Origin of the sequence: Streptomyces narbonensis (assembly GCF_014649015.1) — a bacterium.
GTDB classification, from domain to species: domain Bacteria; phylum Actinomycetota; class Actinomycetes; order Streptomycetales; family Streptomycetaceae; genus Streptomyces; species Streptomyces narbonensis.
In genome coordinates this window covers 278087-297203 of the sequence record NZ_BMSF01000005.1, presented here as the reverse complement: position 1 = coordinate 297203, position 19117 = coordinate 278087, and the positions used below count along the sequence as shown (strand labels likewise).

Here is a 19117-nt window from a genome sequence, read left to right as displayed (position 1 = left end):
AGAGCACGCATGATCACCACCGCACTGACCTTCGACGAACTCTCCACGCTGATGAAGCAGGCGGCCGGCGTCACCGTCGACGCCCGGGAGCTGGAGAAGGCGCCGGACGCACCGTTCACCACCCTCGGCCTCGACTCGCTCGGCCTGCTCGGCATCGTCGGCGAGCTGGAGAACCGGTACAGCGTGGCGCTGCCCACCGACGCCGAGCGCTGCAAGACGCCGGGCGAGTTCGTCGGCCTGGTGAACAACGCCCTCAGGACGGGAGTCTGACGTGGCCGGTCACACCGACAACAGCATCACGGTCGACGCCCCGCTCGGCCTCGTCTGGGACATCACCAACGACATCGAGAAGTGGCCCGACCTCTTCAGCGAGTACGCCTCACTCGAAGTGCTCTCCCGCGAGGGTGACTCCACCACCTTCCGCCTGACCATGCACCCGGACGAGTCCGGGAAGGTCTGGAGCTGGGTGTCGGAGCGCACCGTGGACCGCCCCGGGCGGACCGTTCGCGCCCGCCGCGTCGAGACCGGTCCGTTCGACCACATGAACATCCGGTGGGAGTACGAGGAGACCCCGGCCGGCGTCCACATGCGCTGGGTGCAGGACTTCGCGATGAAGCCCGACGCTCCGGTCGACGACGCCTGGATGACCGACAACATCAACCGCAACTCCCGCACGCAGATGGCCCTCATCCGGGACCGCATCGAGCAGGTCGCCCGCGACCGCCGGAGCGCCCCGGTCCTGCCCGGCTGACCGAACCCTGCCGCGGACACCCGCACACCCGCACACCCGCACCCTGGAAGGACGCTCGATGCACCACGCCCTGATCGTCGCCCGCATGGCGCCCGGCTCGGCCCCGGCCATCGCCGACGTGTTCGCCGCCTCCGACCGTGGGGAACTCCCCCACCTGGTCGGCGTCACGCGGCGCCGCCTGTTCCAGTTCGGCGACGTGTACCTGCACCTCATCGAGTCGGACCAGGACCCGGGGCCGGCCATCGCGAAGCTGACCGGACACCCCGAGTTCCGCGACGCCAGCGAGAAGCTGTCGGCGTACGTCAGCGCGTACGACCCACAGACGTGGCGGAGCCCCAAGGACGCCATGGCGCAGTGCTTCTACAGCTGGGAGCGCGACGCCGGCTCCTGATCCCCCGAGGTCGGTACGGCAGGGAAACCCGAGGCCGCCCGCCCCGCGAACGACGCGGAGCGGGCGGCCTCGGGTTTTCCTCCTTCCTGCCCCGTCAGGCGGGCACGGTGCACTCGAACGCATGGAGGTACGCGTTGACCGGGCGGATCTCGCCGATGACGAGCCCCGCGTCCGTCAGTCGGTCGACCATGCTCTGCCGCGTGTGCTTCGCACCACCGACGTTGAGGAGCAGCAGCAGGTCCATGGCCGTCGTGAACCTCATCGAGGGCGTGTCGTCGACGAGGTTCTCGATCACGACGACCCGGGCGCCGGGGGGCGCCGCCTTGCGCACGTTGGCGAGCGCCCTACGGGTGCTGTCGTCGTCCCACTCCAGGATGTTCTTGATGATGTACACATCCGCGCGGATCGGGATGTCCTCGCGGCAGTCGCCGGCCACCACACGGACGCGGGGACCGAGTGCGCCGCCGTCCCGCAGGCGCGGGTCGGCGTTCTCCACCACTCCCGGCAGGTCGAGCAGCGCGCCGTTCAGGGTGGGGTGCTTCTCCAGGAGACTCGCCAGGACGTGTCCCTGTCCGCCACCGATGTCCGCGACGCAGGACACGTCCCCGAGGTCGAGGAGGTCCGCGACGTCCTGGGCCGACTGCTTGCTCGACGTGGTCATGGCCCGGTTGAAGACGTGGGCGGACTCGGGCGCGTCTTCGTTGAGGTAGGTGAAGAACTCCCGCTCGTACACGTCCTCGAAGACGTTCCGTCCGGAGCGCACCGCCTCGTCGAGCTTCGGCCAGACGTCCCACGTCCACGGTTCGGTGCACCACAGTGCGATGTACCGCAGGCTGTGCGGATCGTCCTCGCGCAGGAGCCGGGACATCTCCGTGTGGGCGAAGGTGCCGTCGGGCTGCTCGGTGAAGACCCCTTGGCAGGACAGCGCGCGCAGCAGCCTGCGCAGTGTCCGCGGCTGGGTCTTCACCGCTGCCGCGAGGTCTTCCACGGTCATGGGCGTGTCGCCCATGGCGTCGGCCACGCCCAGGCGGGCGGCCGCGCGTACGGCGGCGGCGCATGCCGCCCCGAAGACGAGTTCCCTCAACCGCATCGGCGGGGCGGGAGCCGGATCAACCGTTGTCATGTGTTTCGCCTTGTCCTTGGTGCGTACCGTGGGAGATGTGGGGGACCCGGTGGGTCAGCACATTCCGGCGGGTTCCGAGAGGGTGCAGGTGTTGCGGGTGAAGGTGTTTCCCTGACCGGTGTCCCGGTCGGCCAGATCGGCGGGGCTGTTGCGCATCACCACGTTGTCGCGGATCGCGTTCTGAGCGTTCGGAACGCCCACGAAGCTCTTGAACAGCACGATGCCGCCCGAGAGCGGCGAGGCTCCCACGTTGCCGACGACCCTGTTCTTCTCCACCACCGTCTCCTCGGCGCCGGTGAGGACGATGCCGGAGCCTTGCAGGAAGGGCAGACGGGGGGTCTTCGGGCAGTACCTGTTGTTGGCGTGGATGTCGTTCCGACGCAGGGTCATGGCTCCGGCACGCGGCTTGGACTCGTCGCCCACCACGAACACCGCGGCGCAGTTCCCGGTCGCCTCGTTGTGGTCGACGGTCACGTTGCGCAGGCGCCGTACGGTGAGGCCGATCCGGTTGCCGGTCAGGGTGTTGCGGGTGACCCGCGTCCCCTCGGCGTCCGTGGCGCCTGCCTCCGTGTCGGTGGTGTTGGCCAGGAACAGTCCGGCGTCGGCGTTGTTCCGGGCTGTGTTGTCGCTGAGGACACCACGCGTGGATCTCTCCTGGGCGATGCCCCACTTCCCGTTCTTCTCCGCGAGCACCTTGCGGACCGTCAGCCGGTCGGTGCGGGTGGCCCACAGGCCGTTGGCGGTGAAGCCCCTCAGCGCGAGCGAGCGCACGGTGACGCCCTCGACGGGGTCGCTGTCCGTCCCGGTCACGCAGATGCCGTGACCGTTCTTGGCGCACGCGTCGGTGGCGGTGGCGTCACCGGGCACGAGGACGGTGGAAGCCGAGCCCGAGCCGAGCAGGGTCAGGCCCGAGGTGGTGATGCGGACGCTCTCGCGGTAGGTGCCGGGTGTCAGGACGATGGTGTCCCCCGGCTTCGCGGCGTCCACGGCCTTCTGGATCGATTCGCCGGGCTTCACCAGGTGCACCATCCGGCTCACGGCGCTGGGTGCGGCCGCACCCAGCCCCGAGGCCGTGAGGGCCACGGTGCAGGCCAGCAGGGCGATCTGTCGTTTGGTCATGTGCCGAAGCTAAGAGCGCGCATTCCGGCCTGCCACCGGTGATCCCCCAGGCGGACCTAGGCATACCTCCCTGGGGTCCACGCTCGGGCGTGGCGGGCGGGTCCTCACGGGATCCGCCGCTCCTCCGTGGAGCATGGGGGCCGCCGGGGGCACGTCTTCGGTGCGGCGGGCAGCGAAGGGGTTCGGATGCGCAAGTGGTGGCCCTTGGCCTCGATCTGTCTCGGCACGTTCATGCTCCTGCTGGACGTCACCATCGTGACGGTGGCGCTGCCCGCCATGGCGACGGACCTCGGCACCACGCTCTCCGAGCTGGAGTGGGTGGTCGACACGTACGCGCTGGCGCTGGCGTCGCTGCTGCTCGGTGTCGGTTCCCGCGCCGACCGGATCGGCCGCAGGAAGGTCTACCTGGTCGGGCTGATCGTCTTCACCGCGGCGTCGGTGGCGTGCGCGGTCGCCCCGAACGCGGGTGTGCTGATCGGCGCCCGCGCGGTGCAGGGGATCGGCGCCGCCGGGATGTTCGGCACGACGATCGCCCTGCTCGGCATGCACTACAGCGGCCGGGACCGGGGTGTGGCCTTCGCCGTGTGGGGCGCCACCAACTCGGTCGCCGCGGCGGCCGGCCCGGTGGTCGGCGGACTCCTCACCCAGTACCTGGACTGGCGGTGGATCTTCTTCGTCAACCTGCCGGTCTGTCTGGCCGCGGTCGTGATGACCCTGCGTTCCGTCCGGGAGGCCAGGGGCCAGGGCCGGCAGCGTGCGGACGTCCTCGGCACGGTCGCCTTCACGGTGGCGAGCGGCACCCTCACGTTCGGACTGATCCGCGCCCATTCCGACGGCTGGGCGACACCTCTCACCCTCGGCATGTTCACCACTGCGGTCGTCGCCCTCGCCCTGTTCGTGGTGGCCGAGACGAGGCACGAGCACCCCGTGCTCGACCTGTCGCTGTTCCGCAGTCCGTCGTTCGCCGGCCTCATGGTCAGCGCCCTGTTCCTCCAAGGAGCCGCGTTCGCCTACCTGTTGTACGAGTCGCTGTGGATGCAGTCCGTCCTGGGGTACGAGCCCGTCGAAGCAGGTCTCTACATCCTGCCCATGTGCGCCGCCGCGTTCCTCGCCTCCGTACTCGCAGGCCGCTTCGGCCCCTGGCCGCCACGGACGACCATCGGAGGAGGGCTGGCGCTCATCGCCGTGGGCTCCGCGATGCAGGCCACCCTCGACGCGGGATCCTCGGGCAGCAGCCTCGTGGCGGGGCTCGTCGTCGCCGGTCTGGGTGTCGGCCTCGTGACACCCAGTCTGCCGGCGGCTGCCCTGGCCACGGTGCCGCCGGAGCGCGGAGGCATGGTGGGCGGTGCGGTCAACACCTTCCGCCAGTTGGGCTTCGCCTTGGGGATCGCCGCGTTCGGCGTGATCTTCCAGTCGCGGATCGAGCGTGTACTGACGACCGACGGCGCCGTCCCGGACCCGAGCAAGGCGGCCGCCGTTCTGAGCGGCGGACACGCCCGGTCCTTCGTCGCCGGCTGGCCGGATGACGGACGCGCCGATATGACGCACCTGGTACGCGAGGCGTTCGCGTCGGGCCTGAACACGGTGCTGATCGTGGCGGCGGCCCTGGGGGCGGCGGCCTCACTGATCACCTTCGCGACGGTACGCGTACCCAAGGCCGACACCGGACAGCGGCCGGAAGCGGGCGCGATCGCGGGCGGCCAGGAGACACGAGCGGACGCCGCCTTGTAGCGCCGGGCGGACAGGAGGCACAAGCGGACGCCGCCCTGTAACGCCGGGCGGCCGCCCTCGCCCGGCTCTACCTGCGCCGCGCTCAGTACATGACGGGCAGCTCTCGAAGCGGGTTCGACGTGCTGTGGAAGGCCGCCGGCGAACCTACGCGGAGAGGCCCGCCACCCCGGTTCACGGTGGCGGGCCCTTCCTCGGTTCCGAGTGGAGCGGTGGGTGCACTGGGCCCATGTGTCCGTCTTCATGTGCGGGTGATCCGGTGGAGCCCCGACCGGGCTGAATCCCGGCACGCTCTTGCGGATCGATCGGCCTCTTTGCGTGCAAGCGTCAGTGCGAGAGCGGCGGCGGGGCCATGCGGAGTCGGTGGTCGCGCTGGGGGTGTCACTTGGGTTGCAGGTGGGCGAAGACGACGAGGTTCCCGGTGTAGTCCTTGGCCGCGCGGTCATAGGGGCCTGCGCAGGTGATGAGCCGGACGAGGGCGTCGGGGGTGTCGTCGTAGACGCGCTGGTTCGGGAAGTCGTCCTTGCGGAAGCTTTCCACGGAGTCGATGAGGAAGACCGCGGTGGTGCCGTCGGCACGCGCGACCTCGAAAGAGTCCCCTGCCTCGAGTTCGCCGAGCCGGGCGAAGACGGCCGGTGCGGTGGCTGTGTCCAGATGTCCGGCGATGAGCGCGGTTCCCCGCTGGCCGGGAGCGATACCGGCGGCGTGCCACCCGACGAGATTGGTGTCGTCGGCCGGGGGCGGGTCCAAAGCTCCGGAAGGCCCGATCTTCAGGCCGGTGAACGGGGCGTCGACACCGATCTTGGCGATCTTCAGACGGGTGGGAATCGCTCGGGGCATCGCGAGACCGGACCTGGGGTCAGGTTTCGGCTTCGCCCGGTGCGGTGTGCGGGGGGATGCCGAAGCGCCGGCCGCCGGCTTCGACACGGCCGTCGAGGATGCGGGGCGGGGGGTGTCGGTCTCGTCCTGCGTGAACAGCCCCGGTCCGGCAAGGACCAGGAGCGCGGCGATCGCCGTCGTCCAGAACACAGTGGGCGCGACCCATCGAGCCGGACGGCGTACTTCTTCGTTCGCGGGGTCGGGTGGGGGTTCCATCACAGACGTCTTCTCATCGGGCATGGCGGGTCCGGGGTCGCGTGGCGAGCAGAAACTACGGCCGCGGCTCAGGGGCTGCCTCAGGGCGGCAGCCCCTGAGCCGGGTGGGCTATCACGCGGACGCGCCGGCGGTCTTCTTACGGCGGTAAAGGACGAACGCAGCCGCCCCGCCCGCGAGCACCAGCGCGCCGGTCAGGTTCAACCCGGGCCCTGCGAGGCCGCCACCACCGGTGTGCATGCCGCCCTTGGGCTTCTGGTGCTTGTCGCTCTCCTTCTGGTACTTGTCGCTCTCCTGCTTCTGCTGCTCGGGCTTGCCCCAGTCGTCAGCGTTGACCGCGGACAGCGCGCCCGAACCCGTGTGCATACCGCCGTGCGGCTTGTCGTGCTCCTTCTCGGGCTTGCCGCCCTTCTCGTGCTCCTTCGACCACTCGTCACCACTCACCGCGGTGAGCGCACCGCCGCCGGTGTGCATCCCGCCGTGCGGCTTGCCGTGCTCCTTCTCGGGCTTGCCGCCCTTCTCGTGCTCCTTCGACCACTCGTCACCACTCACCGCGGTGAGCGCACCGCCGCCGGTGTGCATCCCGCCGTGCGGCTTGCCGTGCTCCTTCTTGTCGCTCTTGTCCTTGGACCAGTCGTCGCCGCCGATCAGCGACAGGGCGCCGGAGCCGGTGTGCATGCCGCCGTGCGGCTTGTCGTGGTCACGCTTCTGGCTGTGGGAGGAGTCGTCCTTGTCCCAGTCGCCGGCCGTGAGCGCGTAGGCCCCGGGCGTGGTGAGGGCCAGCGCGGCGGCGGTGGCGGTGGCGGCGAAGAGAATGCGGGCAGAACGCATCAATGGCTTCCTTCCGTCCGCTGCGTCAGCTGACCGTTGTCTGCTTTCATACGCAGCGACATGGTCCACCGTCAGCTCTGGCATGACGGCCCGCCACCTGAGCTAGTGCATAAGGGAACCAGGGGTAGCGGAATCAGCCGAGCGCACGGAGCAGCCGCCTATGTCCCGATGAAGCCGGACCATGTGTCAGATGTGGCATGCGCTCGGCGCAGCGCTCCAGAAAGCCGCTGTGTCCGAGGATGTGGTCGGTCTCCGAGGCAGCAGATCAGTGACGCCGGCAGGAGTCCTTCCCATCCCAGGAGCCGGGTCTCGGTCCTGCCGCCCCGGGTGAAGGGGCGGGACACCCTTCTGGACTCGGGCGCGGTTCGGGGCACGGCGGGACCTCCCTGGGGGTAGCGGCGTCGTCAGCCTCACCGGCTCGTGGGGTCCTTGGGTCCTTGGGTCCTTCGAGGCCGGAAGCGGGCATGAGCTGCCAGACGCCATCGGATCTGGGCTCGTGGGGAGGGACGGAGCGAGGCGGTGACGACTGTCAGTCGTTATGTGCGCCCGTCAGTTCTGCTCCGAATGCGCGGCGATGTCGACGACCTGCCGACCTGCGGGGAAGGTGCCGAGGAGGCAGGCGCGACCGTTGAGGATGTGGACCTTGCAGTAGCGCTGCTCGCCGTCGGTGGACAGGGCGGCGAGACCACGGTTGGAGCCGCCGCCTAGCCGAGGCCGGCACAGGGACGGCCACCAAGTCGCACCGAGGGCCGACGCGCTGAGTGAGCGTCAGGTAGCGAGTGTCCAAGCCCGGTGGCGGGAATGCACCAACAGTCAGTCCGCTGCCTCTGTGGCCGAACGCTTAGAGCGGCGAGGGAGGCGGTCTGCATGTAGTGGCCGTGGGTGTGGAGGAGGTCGGGCAGGAAGCAGCGTGCCGTGACCGCGCTTGCGATGAGGTTGACCTCGACGACGCGGCGCCAGACGCCAGGATCGGTGTCGGCGAAGGGGCCTGCCTGGGCGACGCGGGCATTGGCCACCACCACGGACACCGGCCCGAAGCGGGATCGGACCTGTCGGGCTGTCTCGGCCATGGCCTCGTCGTCCGTCACGTCGACCCTCCAGCAGGCCGACTCGGCACGCATCGAGGCGGCCACCGTCCCCAGGCGCGCTTCGTCGAGCCCCAGCAGGGCCAACCGTGCTCCCCGTTCGTCGAAGGCGCGCGCCAGCGCCGCTCCGAGGCCGCGCGCAGCCCCCGTCACTACGACGGTTCGGCCCCGCAGGGGCCCGTGGTGTGTGCGCGTCCTCATGTGGCGTCTCCCGCCGTCCGCCCCCGAGGGCTGGGAAGCACGTACGCAGCAGGTGCCCGGGCTCAGCCCAGTCCGGCCGTCCGGTTTCCGGTTCTCCTTCCCGGGATGCTCGTTCTCCTTCCCCGCATGCTCCCCGCCGGGCCTTCGGCGCCCTGACTGAGGATGCGCCCGGCTCTCAGGCCGACTACCAGCCGCGGCTGCGACCTGCGGCACGCCGGAGCACATCTCTCCCGACAGCGTGAGACGCGGCGAAGGGGGTACTCGCCCCAGGACCGTGACACCACGCTGTGCCTGGGAGGTTCCGTCACACCCCGTCGAGCCCGGCCCGTCCGGGGGCGAGCCGCAGAGTGACACCGCTGCCGCCCGCAGCCGAGTCGTGTGTTCGGGGCTGCGGGGCCCGGCAGGTACGGGTCCGCGCGTCGGCGTTTCACTGGGAGGAGCCGTCATGGCCGTCCGTCATCAGCTCATCCGACGACCCCCTCGTGCCGTATGGGCCGTACTCGCCGATCCGCTCCGCTACGGAGAGTGGGTAGTGGGTCCCTCCCGGTCCACCCCGCTCGACGACAGCTGGCCGTCACCGGGGGCACGACTGCGCTACGCGATCCGGCTGGGCCCGTGGTCCGCCGAAGGTGTGACGACGGTGCGCCACACGGAGACCGAGCGGGAGCTGGAGCTGGAGGCCTCGTTCAAGCCCCTCGGCACTGCAAGGATCCTGCTCCAGCTGAGGCCGTGGGGCGCGGAGACGCTCGTCATCTGCGACGAGCACCCGTTGCGCGGCCTGGGAGGAACCCTGCAAAACCCCGTGAGCGAGGCAGCCCTCCAGCTGAGGCACAGGGGGCATGCTGGCGCGACTGGCCACGGTGGTGGAAGGGCGGCCCCGGGAGGTGCTCGGTGCCTGACGCGGTGGTGATCGGCGCCGGGCCCAATGGGCTGGTGGCCGCCAACCTTCTCGTCGACGCCGGGTGGAGCGTGCAGTTCTGGAAGCCCAGGCAGAGCCTGGCGGGGCCGTACGAAGCGACCGTGGGGTGCACCCGGACTACGTCTCCGACCTCTTCAGCGCCTTCTATCCGCTCGCCGCCGCCTCTCCGGTCCTGGCCCGTCTCGATCTCGCCGCCGAGGGACTGCGCTGGAGCCACACACCGCGCGTGCTGGCGCATCCTCTGCCGGACGGCCGGTGCGCGGTGCTCGAACGCCGTGTCCAGGACACCTCGGCCGGGCTCGCGCACTTCGCGGCAGCTGACGGTGCCTCCTGGGAGTCCTTGTACGGGACGTGGAGGCGGTTGGGGCCGGACCTCGTAGACGCGTTGTTCACGCCATTCCCGCCGATCCGCGCAGGATTGCGGCTGGCTACGAAACTGCGGGGACCGGCGGGACCGCGGCTGGCTCGTAGCCTGGCCCTGCCCGTACGGCGATTGGGCGAGGAGGAGTTCGTCGGAGAGGGAGGTCGGCTCCTGCTGGCCGGCAACGCCCTCCATGCCGATCTGGCTCCCGAGGCGGCGGGCAGCGGCGGCTTCGGCTGGCTCATGTCGATGCTGGGCCAGAGCCACGGGTTCCCGGTGCCCGTCGGAGGGGCCGGGGCCCTGACAGCGGCACTCGTCGGCCGTCTCCGGCGACGCGGTGAGGTCCTGCGGTGCGGAGAGCGGGTCACGTCCGTCGCCGTGCGCGGCAACACGGCGGTGGGCGTCGGAACAGACGGCGGGGAGACGATCGGCGCGCGTCGGGCCGTACTCGCCGACACGTCGGCGACGACCCTGTATCGCGACCTTGTCGGCGAGGACAGCCTTCCGTCACGCCTCCTGCGCGACCTGGAGCGCTTCCAGTGGGACTTCGCGACCTTCAAGGTCGACTGGGCGCTGGCGGGACCCGTGCCTTGGACGGCTCCGGGAGCGGTCGGCGCGGGGACCGTCCATCTCGCCGACGGCGTGGACGGCCCGACCCGGTTCGCCGCCCAGATCGCCATGGGGCGAGCGCCCGACGAACCGTTCGTCCTCTTCGGCCAGATGACCACGGCGGACCCCAGCCGGTCCCGCACCGGGACGGAGTCCGCGTGGGCCTACACGCACGTTCCGCAGCACGTCACCGCGGACGCGGGTCCCGACAACATCACAGGAAGGTAGGACCTCCGCGAACAGGAGGCGATGCCCGACCGAATCGAATCCCGAGTGGAACGGCTCGCCCCAGGCTTCCGTGACCTGATCCGCGCGCGCCGAGTCCCGGCTCCCCCGACCCTCCAGGCCATGGACGAGAACCTTCACGGTGGTGCCGTCAACAACGGCACAACCGCCCTGCACCAACAGACGGTCTTCCGCCCCACACCCGGCACCGGCCGCCCCGAGACTCCGGTGAGGAACCTCTACCTCGCGTCGGCGGCCGCCCATCCGGGCGGCGGGGGTCACGGCGCGCCGGGGGCGAACGCTGCCCGGGCCGCCCTGGGTCACCGTGTGCTGCGCGCGCCCCTTCACCGCGCCCAGCACTGGAGGTGACCCCCGTGTCGACGTCCCCGACACGCGGAGCGTCAAGTCCACCGAGCGCCCGCGGCACAGACCTGCCAGGCCGAGGCGACCACAAAGCCTCGGCCGCCGGTGGCGACACTGGTCATGAGCGGTCCTCCGGGTACGCGGGCCGGACGGCGAGGGCCGTCGACCTTCCGCCGGACTCCCACGCGCGGAGGTGAAGCCGGTGCTTCTCCCAAAGGGCGCCAGCCATGAGCACGCCGGCGCACCGTCAGATCGGCTTCGTCAGTACGCCGCAACCAGGCCGGGCCCCGGTCCGCCTGCCCAGCCGTCGCTCGGCCCACGGCTGGGCCAAGCCGTGGAACACTCCGCAGCATGGGAGAGTCCGTCGAGATCACGCCGTATGACCCTGCTTGGCCGGTCATGTTCGCCAGGTGGGGCGTGGACCTACGTACAGCCCTCGGTTCCGCCGCGGCTCGTATCGACCACATCGGATCCACCTCGGTGCCGGGACTGGCAGCCAAGCCGGTGATCGACATCCAGATCTCAGTGGCATCACTGGAACCGACGGACGCGTTCCTGGGCCCGCTCACCGGCATCGGTTTCGTGTACCGGGCGGACAACCCCGAACGGACCAAACGGTACTTCCGGGAGCCGCCGAGTCAGCAGCGCACACACGTGCACGTACGACAGCTGGGCAGCTTTTCGCAACAGTTCCCACTCCTGTTCCGCGACTACCTCCGCTGCCACCCGCCTGCCGCGATCGAGTACGCAGCGGCCAAACGGCGCTGCGCGGCCCGGTTCCACGACGACCGGCCCTGCTACGTCCAGGCCAAGGACGCAGTCGTCTGGGACATCATCCGACGCGCTGACGCCTGGGCCCAGCTCACCGGCTGGGCCCCCGGTCCCAGTGACGCCTGAACCTCGCCAACGGAGCACGGACGAAGCCGAGTTCGGCGGAGTCACGGGACAAGCTCTTGGCTTGTCGTTTGTGGTCCGAGGGCGAACGCGGATCGATCCGACCTCGCCCGGCTTCGCAGATCACCGGCCGGGGTGCCGCTGCCCAGGGCTGCGGACGGCAGCGCACCGAAACCGTCCCACCCCGGTCCCGGCCGGCCGCTCGGCTCGAAGAACCACCGCCCTGCCACCCATCGCGTCGTGGGTCTCGTCCTCGCCCACCGGCGAGTCCGTCCCACACCCGCCCCGCACACCACAAGGTCGGCACGAATCCACGACGAAGAGGCTGACAAGCGACAACGGGGATCAGCACAATGAGCACATGCGATACGAGGAGAAAGCCAAGCTCACGGCGGTGAAGGCCCTGATCCCGCTGGCCATCCTCGTCGCCTCACCAGCGTTGCTGACAGCAGGAGCACCGATCCGCCGCCGTTACCTCCGCTACGTCTACCGTGATGAAGCCCCGCAAATCCTCGACAAGGAGCAGGGCTGGGTCAGTGCCCACTACTTCGTCATCAGCCACCCGCTTCTCGAATGGCTCTGCCGGCCCACGGAGACACTCGCCCGGCTCGTCGAGCGCCGACGATAAACGACGAACCTAGCCTGCCGTTCGGCCCGCGGGCCCGAACGGGGCTCGAACTCGTTCCAGTTTTCCCAGTTCACAGGACGTGTCACGGGTCAGCGCGCATCTGGTTGGCTCCCCACCCACACTGCCGGATCACCGGAGGCTGAGGTGCCAGTCCCCGCTGGAGTCGAGGCGGAGCAGGGCGGGCCCGGCCTGGCGGACCTCGCCGGTGCAGGTGGTGCTGCGGCCCGTGAGCAGGGGCGGTTCCGCCTCGAAGTCGTCCGTCAGCACGTGGAGGCGGAGGGCCGCGCCGCCGCGCTGGCCGACCCGCAGGACGGCCGGGCCGCCGGTGTACTGGAAGACGTACGGGACGCGGGAATCGAGCTGCGACTCCAGCACCGGGATGTGACCATGCGACTGGAGCCAGGCACGCCAGGAGGCCGACGTACGGATCACGACGTTGACCCCCGCGCCACCGTCCGGGGCAGCGGCACAACCGTGCGGCGTCCGGCCGAACCGGCTTTGAGGACGGTCCCCGGTGCTCCGGCGTACAGGGCGTGGGTTCTGCGTGGTACCAGCGAAGGACCAAGTGAGGTCGCACGGCACACGCCCTCAGCGCCGCCGTACGGCGTGCGATCACGGCCGGCGTGTGGGTGCCTGATTTCGCGGCTCGCGTCGTGGAGAACGGCGCTGACCACGGGCCTCTGATGCGTCTCGGTCCGTCCATGACTCGGGACGCGCGTCTCAGGCCCGTACGTCAGCACTCATCTGACCCCGATGTCGCCAGCCTCGCCGTCGGGCTCGTCATCGTGGTCGGCGGCGCGATAGTGGTAGGCGTCCGCGCACCAGTCGTCGTCCCAATCGTCGTCGCCGTCACCGTCCTCGTCGACGACCCGGTCGACGCCACGCCACCTGCTCCGGTCTTCGACGCTCTCGAGCACGTGAAGCCGCTGTTGCTCGTCCAGCGCCGCGACGGCCGGATGGCACTCATCAAGGAGCCGGTCTCCCAGTGGGTCGTCGCAAGCCGTGCGGGCTCCGACCTGCTTGTTGGCGCCATCGGCGAACCAGAGCACCGCAAGGCCCAGGGCCGCCCCTGTGGCGGCGACCCATTCCAGGACGCCGTTCGGCCGAGCCATCACGAGCAGCATTGCCGCCCATACCCAGAAGACCAGCAGCAGGACCACGCCCACACAGGCGCAACAGGCGAGCAGCTGCCGCCCCTCGCCGTCCGGCATGCGCGGGATCTCGGGCAACCGGGCGTCGCACTCGCGCCGGTACGCGCCGCGCCGTGCCTGATACTCCTCGTCATGGCAGTCGACCCAGCCGATCGACACCGGCTCGGGGTCATGCCTGCGTACGGCTTCCAGCAGGGCGGCGGGCACCGGGTGGACGGGGGTCCGGCCACGGGTGCGGCCCGCCTCGGTCAGGAGCACCGCTCCCTCTCCATCGATGTCGAGGTACCCGCCCAGGAGTAGCTCGGCGGCCGCCGCCTCGGTCACCCCGGACTTCAACGCGGCGGCGTGGTACGGCTCGAAGTCCAATGCGGCGATCAACTCGAGGATCTCGCGCCGGATCCGGGCACGCCGTCGCCACCGCAGGCCGATGGCCCCGTATACGGAGGCGGCCACGGTCAACACCGCTGCAGCGAGCACGAGTTGGATCACGCCCCGAGGCTATGTCGGCGGCCCGCCGGACCGGCATCGGATTTCCGGCCGCGGCGGCACCGCGCCGAGCAGCGGCGGGACGTGCGGTCACGGCCTGGCTCCTCACGAATGCGGGCACCGGGCGCGGGCCGTCTTCGCCGGCGGCCGTCACCAACTCATCCGTGAGCGCCCTTACTCAGAAGCCATGGCCGGGAGTGGCCGCCAGCTGACGGGGACGTCGCGCATGATCAGAGCGCAGTCCAGGGTCGCGCTCCCCGATGGGAAGCAGTCCGGGTCGTCGAAGAAGGACGACGCGGCGGAGCGTACCCGGCCGGCTTCCACGTGCCAGGCGTCGGTGGACAGTTCCATGCCATCCAGGTGGCAGCCGGAATTGGTGGCCGAGAAGCCCTTTGCCCCGCGTCGGAAGAATCGGGAAGCCTCGGCAAGATCGGCGAAGAGCTCGCTGTCCCGCAGCTCGTCGGACACCTCGACGGTGACATCCACTCGGGTGTCGCCATCCCGCGTCGCCAGTGCGACGCGTACCTGATCGGGCGTCTCGTGCACCTCGAAGTCGGCCCGGCCGTGTTCGCCGGGGAAGAGGCGGCCTCCGGCCCAGACGTTGAGCCGCGAGGCGGTGTCGCGTCGTGGAATGTAGACGCCGGTCTCGACGCCGCCGGGTCCGTCCCACTCGACGGCGATGCGATGTGCCGCGTTCTCGCTCCTCAGGCCGAACGCCTTGGGTGCCCAGTCCGGCCGGACACTTCCCAGGCGCAGCAGGCAGATGCCCGCAACCGCGTAGCCGTGCACCAGTTGCGGGCGCAGGGGGCCGGGGAGCAGGCGTGCTGCCGTATCCGGGGCGACTCGATAGTTCACCAGGAGTCGTCGTTCGATGACGCTGGACAGTCTCGGCTGTCTCATGATCCCTCGCTCTGCGCCCCGGGGCGCCATTTGGTGTGGCGGAGCACGATCTGCTCGGGGCAGACGGCACTGAGGAACCGGCCGATGCTGGTGGCCAGGCGGTCCTCGGCCAGCGTGTAGAGGATCCGGTTGCCCTCCCGGCGCTCGGTGACCAGTCCGGCTCCCTTGAGCACGGCGAGATGTCGTGAGATGGAGGGCGCGCTGATCGCGAACCTGGCCGCGATCTCGCCGGCCGCGAGCTCGCCGCCTCTGAGGTCCTCGAGGATCTGGCGTCTCGTCGGATCGGCGAGGGCGCGGAAGGCTCCCGCCTCATCCTGAGCTTCTGTCATACGCCATATTTAGCATCTTAGCTAAGTACCTAACAAGAAAGATTGGACAGCTGAGTTCGAGGGCTTGGCCGACAGTCCCCGGCGGTGCGGTTGCCTGCCCGGAGCTGGTCGGAGAGCTCCATGACGTCCTGGAGGTACAGCGCGCTCCCTGAGCGCTGGTGACATCGGTGAGACCGGCGCCCCCGCCGCTGGCGCGCGGCCACAGCCGTGGGGCCAGTCGTCGTGCCCGTTCAAGGCGCTGCGTGCAGTGCGCGCGGGAGCCTGTTCAGACGGTCTGCGGCGATGGAGCGACGCCTGAACCCGTACCGCGCAGGCGCGCGCGGAAGGTGGCCAAGAGGAGGATGGTCAGGACTGCGATCGGCAGGGGCTCCGCGGGACCCAGGGCGGGGAACGCTGTTCCGGCTGCGTTGATCAGGACGAACGCGGCCGCTGCGAGGGCCATGGCACGGTACCCCCGGGTCGTCGTCGGGAGCGCGAGGGCGAGGAAGCCGGCTGCGGTCATCGCGGCTGCGGTCTTGAGGGCAGCGACGACATACAGGGCTGTCACGGGTATGCCGTTGGCGGGAGCGCCGGTGCTCGACTGGGCCGCGAAGGTCACGAGCAGCGAGTTCTCGAGGGCGTCGAGCGCTCCGGCGGTGAGGATCGCGCCGAGGCTGACGGCCGCGAGCGTTGGAGCGCGGGTGAGGCGGAGGGCGCCCACGAACATGGCGATGTAGCCGAGGACGAAGAGGAAGTCGAAGGCCATCCAGAGCATCATCGCGCGCGGCTCGCGCGTGAGAGGCCGCAGGAAGTCGCCCGTGGACAGGGGCAGGTCCGTTGGCTGGAGGTGGACGTCCGGGTGGGTGAGGGTCAGCACCTGGAAGGCGATGGCGCAGCCCAGCGTCACGGCCGCGCCGATGAGGCCGGCGCGGTCGTAGGCGCGGGCGTGTGTCAATGCGTCAGGCGTGATCATCGGTTCGGATCCTTCGTCGCGGCGCGGCGGGGTGCCTGCGGCGGTCGTGGGGGTTCGTCGAGGAGCGTGGTGATGTCGCCGCTGTGCGTCTCGATCCGGCTGACGGCGAGCATCAGCCGTCCGCGCAGAGATGTCATCTGTCCGATCTGCTCGTCGACCTCGGCGATGCGCTGACGAAGGACGCGCTCGGCGGTGCCCACCGGGCAGTCTGCGGTGTCGTCGCAGGCGTCGAGGAGTTGCTTGATCTCGTCCAGACGCAGGCCGAGCCGCTGACCCACCCGGATGAACGTGAGGCGCTCCAGGGCCTGCGGGGTGTAGCGGCGGTGGTCTCCGCTGGTTCTGACAGGCGGGGGTAGGAGTCCAATGCGCTCATAGTGGCGCAGGGTGTCGACCGTGAGGCCGGCAGATCGGGCGAGATTGCCGCTGCTCAGCAGGGACGGTTCGGTCTGTTGCGTGGTGGGCATGGGCAGAGGCTAGAACCTGGTGTCAGGTCCGGGTTCAAGCCCGTCGCGCATGACCTGTGTCACCTCGCCCCCGCCTTGCCCCCCCGTACACCCCGCACCTCATGCCTTGGCCGGATCCGGAATTGCGGGTTCTTTCGCGGACGTCTCGGTTCGCCGGTGCGCATTCCTTTCGGGCGCATCATTGATCCTCACGGGCAGACCGCCGAAATTCACTGGAGATGGAGGTGGAGACAGAGATGGAGGTGCGGGTGGCTGTGGGGGTGGGGGCGGGGGTGGGGGTGAAGATGGACGTGGATGCGGGTTCGGGTGGCGTCTTCACACCTGGTTTTCAAGTCCTGGTGTGGTCGCAGTACCGAAAGGCCGGGAAGTAAATTCGTGACTCAAGTCCTCTACACAGCCTGGGGTTTGACCTCTAGCCTCAGCACTGCCCGCAAGTTACTTGCCGGTCAACCAATGTGATGAATGCCCTCGGGCTCGGAGGCCGCCATGAGTTCCGCGCAGTACCCGCTCGAAAGCCGCCCGCACTCCGTGGCGCACCTGTTCCTGTCCCGGGTCGAGGCCACGCCTGGCCGGGAGGCGTATCGGTATCCCGCAGCGGTCGACGGCGGCGGTGAGGCATGGCGTTCGCTGACGTGGGCACAGACGGCGCAGCGGGTGAAGGCGATCGCGGCCGGCCTGCTCGCCCTGGGGCTGCAATCCGAGGAGCGGGTGGCGATCTCGTCGTCGACGCGGATCGAGTGGATCCTCGCCGACATGGGTGTGATGTGTGCGGGCGCGGCGGCGACGGCCGTCTACCCCAGCACCAACGGGGAGGAGACGGCGTACATCCTGGCCGACTCCGGCAGCCGTGCGATCTTCGTGGAGAACGGCGAGCAGTTGGCCAAGGTCGCCGCGCACAGGGGCGAGCTGCCGGACCTCCGGTACGTGGTCCTCTTCGACCCCGCGCCGGACGCGGCGGGGGCCGAGGGGCTGGAGGTGCTCACCCTCGCTGAGCTGGAGCAGCGCGGCATCGAGCACCTCACCAAGAACCCCGATGCCGTCGAGTCGACGGTCCAGTGCATCGGACGGGAACAGCTCGCCACGCTGATCTACACCTCCGGAACGACGGGCCGCCCCAAGGGTGTGCGACTGGTGCACGACTGCTGGTCGTATCAGGGGGTCGCCCAGGAGTCTACGGGCCTCGTGCTTGCCGACGACGTGCAGTTCCTGTGGCTTCCGCTGTCCCACGTGTTCGGCAAGGCGCTGATAGCCGGGCAGGTGCTGTCGGGCCACGTCATGGCGGTGGACGGCCGGGTCGACCGCATCATCACCAACCTGCCGGTCGTCCGGCCCACCATCATGGCGTCCGCGCCGCGGGTCTTCGAAAAGGTCTACAACGGCATCGCCGCCCGGGCCCGCGCCGAGGGCGGCGTCAAGTACAAGATCTTCAAGTGGGCGGCGAAGGTCGCCCGTGACTACGCCAGGACCGGCCAGGAACATATGGTCTCCACCGGTCGGCGCACGGTCCCCCTGTCCCTCAGGGTCCAGCACGCCATCGCCGACAAGCTGGTCTACGGCAAGATCCGTGCCGCTTTCGGCGGTTCGCTGCGCGGCAGCGCGTCGGGCAGTGCCGCCCTGGCCCCCGACATCGGCTACTTCTTCGCCGGCGCCGGAGTCAACGTCCTGGAGGGCTACGGCCTTACGGAGACGAGCGCGGCCTGCACCGTCAACCCGGCCGACGACAGCCGGGTGGGCACGGTCGGCAAGCCCCTGCCCGGGACCGAGGTCCGCATCGCCGAGGACGGCGAGATCCTCTTGCGCGGACCGGGGATCATGCGCGGCTATCACAACCTCCCCGACAAGACGGCCGAAGTCCTGGAGAGCGACGGCTGGTTCCGTACGGGGGACATCGGGGAGATCGACAAGGACGGCTACGTCCGGATCACCGACCGCAAGAAGGACCTGTTCAAGACCTCCGGCGGCAAGTACGTGGCCCCCACCGAGATAGAAGGCCGCTTCAAGGCCGTCTGCCCCTTCGCCAGCAACATCCTGGTCATCGGCAACGACCGCAACTACTGCACCGCCCTGGTCACCCTCGACGAGACCGTGATCATGCCCTGGGCCGGCGCGAACGGCCTCGCCGGCCGCACCTACGCCGAGGTCGTCACCTCCCCAGAGGTCCACACCCTCATCAACGGCTTCGTCCAGGATCTCAACAGCGGCCTCCAACGCTGGCAGACGCTCAAGAAGTTCGCCGTCCTGCCCCGCGACCTCGACATCGAGCACGGCGAGCTCACCCCGAGCCTGAAGGTGAAGCGCCCCGTCGTCGAACGCGAGTACGCCGACCTCATCGAGTCCATGTACGAAGGCGCCCGCGAAGCCTGACACCCATCCGCGCCGCCCGCGCCCGGTCCCTGCATCCACGCAACAGGTCACCCATTCCTGTCGGGGCCGGCGCCCGCGGAGCGAACAATGCCCATGCCGAACACGGCAGTTCAAGGCGGGCGATGTCGCACCCTCCAGGGGGCACTCAGA

General features: G+C 69.8%; 20 protein-coding genes and 1 pseudogene. 10 read left to right on the top strand and 11 right to left on the bottom strand.

Going from position 1 to position 19117, the window contains the following annotated elements; genetic code table 11:
• Positions 1 to 9: 9 nt before the first annotated feature.
• The 3 genes from IE124_RS12075 to IE124_RS12065 are packed head-to-tail and all read left to right on the top strand — an operon-like array spanning position 10 to position 1142.
• On the top strand, positions 10 to 270 hold the full coding sequence (locus tag IE124_RS12075; RefSeq protein WP_015037975.1) for a phosphopantetheine-binding protein: 261 nt from the start codon (positions 10 to 12) through the stop codon (positions 268 to 270).
• 1 nt (position 271) lies between these two features.
• Positions 272 to 751: an SRPBCC family protein gene (locus IE124_RS12070; protein ID WP_189507694.1), complete on the top strand. Its 480-nt coding sequence runs from the start codon at positions 272 to 274 to the stop codon at positions 749 to 751.
• 58 nt (positions 752 to 809) lie between these two features.
• Positions 810 to 1142: a TcmI family type II polyketide cyclase gene (locus tag IE124_RS12065; protein ID WP_017237477.1), complete on the top strand. Its 333-nt coding sequence runs from the start codon at positions 810 to 812 to the stop codon at positions 1140 to 1142.
• Positions 1143 to 1236: 94 nt separating this feature from the next.
• Here IE124_RS12065 and IE124_RS12060 read toward each other — a convergent pair whose 3' ends face one another.
• Positions 1237 to 2265 carry a methyltransferase gene (locus IE124_RS12060; RefSeq protein ID WP_189507692.1) on the bottom strand — a complete coding sequence of 343 codons (1029 nt, stop codon included), beginning with the start codon at positions 2263 to 2265 and terminating at the stop codon, positions 1237 to 1239.
• A 54-nt stretch (positions 2266 to 2319) separates the two neighbouring features.
• A complete protein-coding gene (locus tag IE124_RS12055) occupies positions 2320 to 3384 on the bottom strand; it encodes a right-handed parallel beta-helix repeat-containing protein (protein WP_189507690.1) in 1065 nt (354 codons plus the stop codon).
• A gap of 186 nt (positions 3385 to 3570) precedes the next feature.
• On the opposite strand from IE124_RS12055, the gene IE124_RS12050 reads away from it, so the two are divergent.
• Positions 3571 to 5115 carry an MFS transporter gene (locus IE124_RS12050; RefSeq protein WP_189507688.1) on the top strand — a complete coding sequence of 515 codons (1545 nt, stop codon included), beginning with the start codon at positions 3571 to 3573 and terminating at the stop codon, positions 5113 to 5115.
• A gap of 378 nt (positions 5116 to 5493) precedes the next feature.
• Here IE124_RS12050 and IE124_RS12045 read toward each other — a convergent pair whose 3' ends face one another.
• Both IE124_RS12045 and IE124_RS12040 read right to left on the bottom strand, forming a co-directional pair.
• The gene (locus IE124_RS12045; RefSeq protein WP_370468753.1) at positions 5494 to 6207 is read right to left on the bottom strand and encodes a class F sortase; all 714 of its coding nucleotides are present in this window, start codon (positions 6205 to 6207) and stop codon (positions 5494 to 5496) included.
• 112 nt (positions 6208 to 6319) lie between these two features.
• Complete coding sequence (locus tag IE124_RS12040) at positions 6320 to 7036, bottom strand: hypothetical protein (RefSeq protein WP_189507686.1); 717 nt, start codon at positions 7034 to 7036, stop codon at positions 6320 to 6322.
• A gap of 519 nt (positions 7037 to 7555) precedes the next feature.
• Here IE124_RS12040 and IE124_RS12035 point away from each other — a divergent pair.
• Entirely contained in the window at positions 7556 to 7744 is a 189-nt protein-coding gene (locus tag IE124_RS12035) for a hypothetical protein (RefSeq protein ID WP_189507683.1), read from the top strand.
• Here the strand turns inward: IE124_RS12035 and IE124_RS12030 are convergent.
• Positions 7741 to 8322 carry an SDR family NAD(P)-dependent oxidoreductase gene (locus IE124_RS12030; RefSeq protein WP_189507681.1) on the bottom strand — a complete coding sequence of 194 codons (582 nt, stop codon included), beginning with the start codon at positions 8320 to 8322 and terminating at the stop codon, positions 7741 to 7743. The genes IE124_RS12035 and IE124_RS12030 overlap by 4 nt on opposite strands.
• A 445-nt stretch (positions 8323 to 8767) precedes the next feature.
• Here IE124_RS12030 and IE124_RS12025 point away from each other — a divergent pair, with 445 nt between their 5' ends.
• The 4 genes and pseudogenes from IE124_RS12025 (at position 8768) to IE124_RS12010 (ending at position 12321) form a co-directional block, all read left to right on the top strand.
• Entirely contained in the window at positions 8768 to 9232 is a 465-nt protein-coding gene (locus tag IE124_RS12025; RefSeq protein ID WP_306432393.1) for an SRPBCC family protein, read from the top strand.
• Positions 9214 to 10805, top strand: a pseudogene (locus IE124_RS12020) (phytoene desaturase family protein). The gene IE124_RS12025 and the pseudogene IE124_RS12020 overlap by 19 nt, the downstream one beginning before the upstream one ends.
• A 345-nt stretch (positions 10806 to 11150) precedes the next feature.
• On the top strand, positions 11151 to 11696 hold the full coding sequence (locus IE124_RS12015) for a GrpB family protein (RefSeq protein ID WP_189507679.1): 546 nt from the start codon (positions 11151 to 11153) through the stop codon (positions 11694 to 11696).
• A 358-nt stretch (positions 11697 to 12054) separates the two neighbouring features.
• Positions 12055 to 12321, top strand: a complete 267-nt coding sequence (locus IE124_RS12010; RefSeq protein ID WP_189507677.1) for a hypothetical protein — start codon at positions 12055 to 12057, stop codon at positions 12319 to 12321.
• 129 nt (positions 12322 to 12450) lie between these two features.
• Here the strand turns inward: IE124_RS12010 and IE124_RS12005 are convergent, their stop codons facing one another.
• The 6 genes from IE124_RS12005 to IE124_RS11980 all read right to left on the bottom strand — a co-directional run bounded on the left by IE124_RS12005 (position 12451) and on the right by IE124_RS11980 (position 16603).
• On the bottom strand, positions 12451 to 12753 hold the full coding sequence (locus IE124_RS12005; protein ID WP_189507675.1) for a hypothetical protein: 303 nt from the start codon (positions 12751 to 12753) through the stop codon (positions 12451 to 12453).
• A 308-nt stretch (positions 12754 to 13061) separates the two neighbouring features.
• Positions 13062 to 13961, bottom strand: coding sequence for a hypothetical protein (locus IE124_RS12000; protein WP_189507673.1), 900 nt, complete (start codon positions 13959 to 13961; stop codon positions 13062 to 13064).
• A 171-nt stretch (positions 13962 to 14132) separates the two neighbouring features.
• Positions 14133 to 14858 carry a DUF2071 domain-containing protein gene (locus tag IE124_RS11995; protein WP_189507671.1) on the bottom strand — a complete coding sequence of 242 codons (726 nt, stop codon included), beginning with the start codon at positions 14856 to 14858 and terminating at the stop codon, positions 14133 to 14135.
• Positions 14855 to 15187: a metalloregulator ArsR/SmtB family transcription factor gene (locus IE124_RS11990; protein ID WP_189507669.1), complete on the bottom strand. Its 333-nt coding sequence runs from the start codon at positions 15185 to 15187 to the stop codon at positions 14855 to 14857. The genes IE124_RS11995 and IE124_RS11990 overlap by 4 nt, the downstream gene beginning before the upstream one ends.
• 265 nt (positions 15188 to 15452) lie before the next feature.
• Positions 15453 to 16139: a hypothetical protein gene (locus IE124_RS11985; protein WP_189507667.1), complete on the bottom strand. Its 687-nt coding sequence runs from the start codon at positions 16137 to 16139 to the stop codon at positions 15453 to 15455.
• On the bottom strand, positions 16136 to 16603 hold the full coding sequence (locus tag IE124_RS11980; RefSeq protein WP_189507665.1) for a MerR family transcriptional regulator: 468 nt from the start codon (positions 16601 to 16603) through the stop codon (positions 16136 to 16138). Before IE124_RS11980 ends, IE124_RS11985 begins: the two co-directional genes overlap by 4 nt.
• Before the next feature lie 486 nt (positions 16604 to 17089).
• On the opposite strand from IE124_RS11980, the gene IE124_RS11975 reads away from it, so the two are divergent.
• Positions 17090 to 18967, top strand: coding sequence for an AMP-dependent synthetase/ligase (locus IE124_RS11975; protein WP_189507663.1), 1878 nt, complete (start codon positions 17090 to 17092; stop codon positions 18965 to 18967).
• The last annotated feature ends 150 nt before the right edge of the window (positions 18968 to 19117 follow it).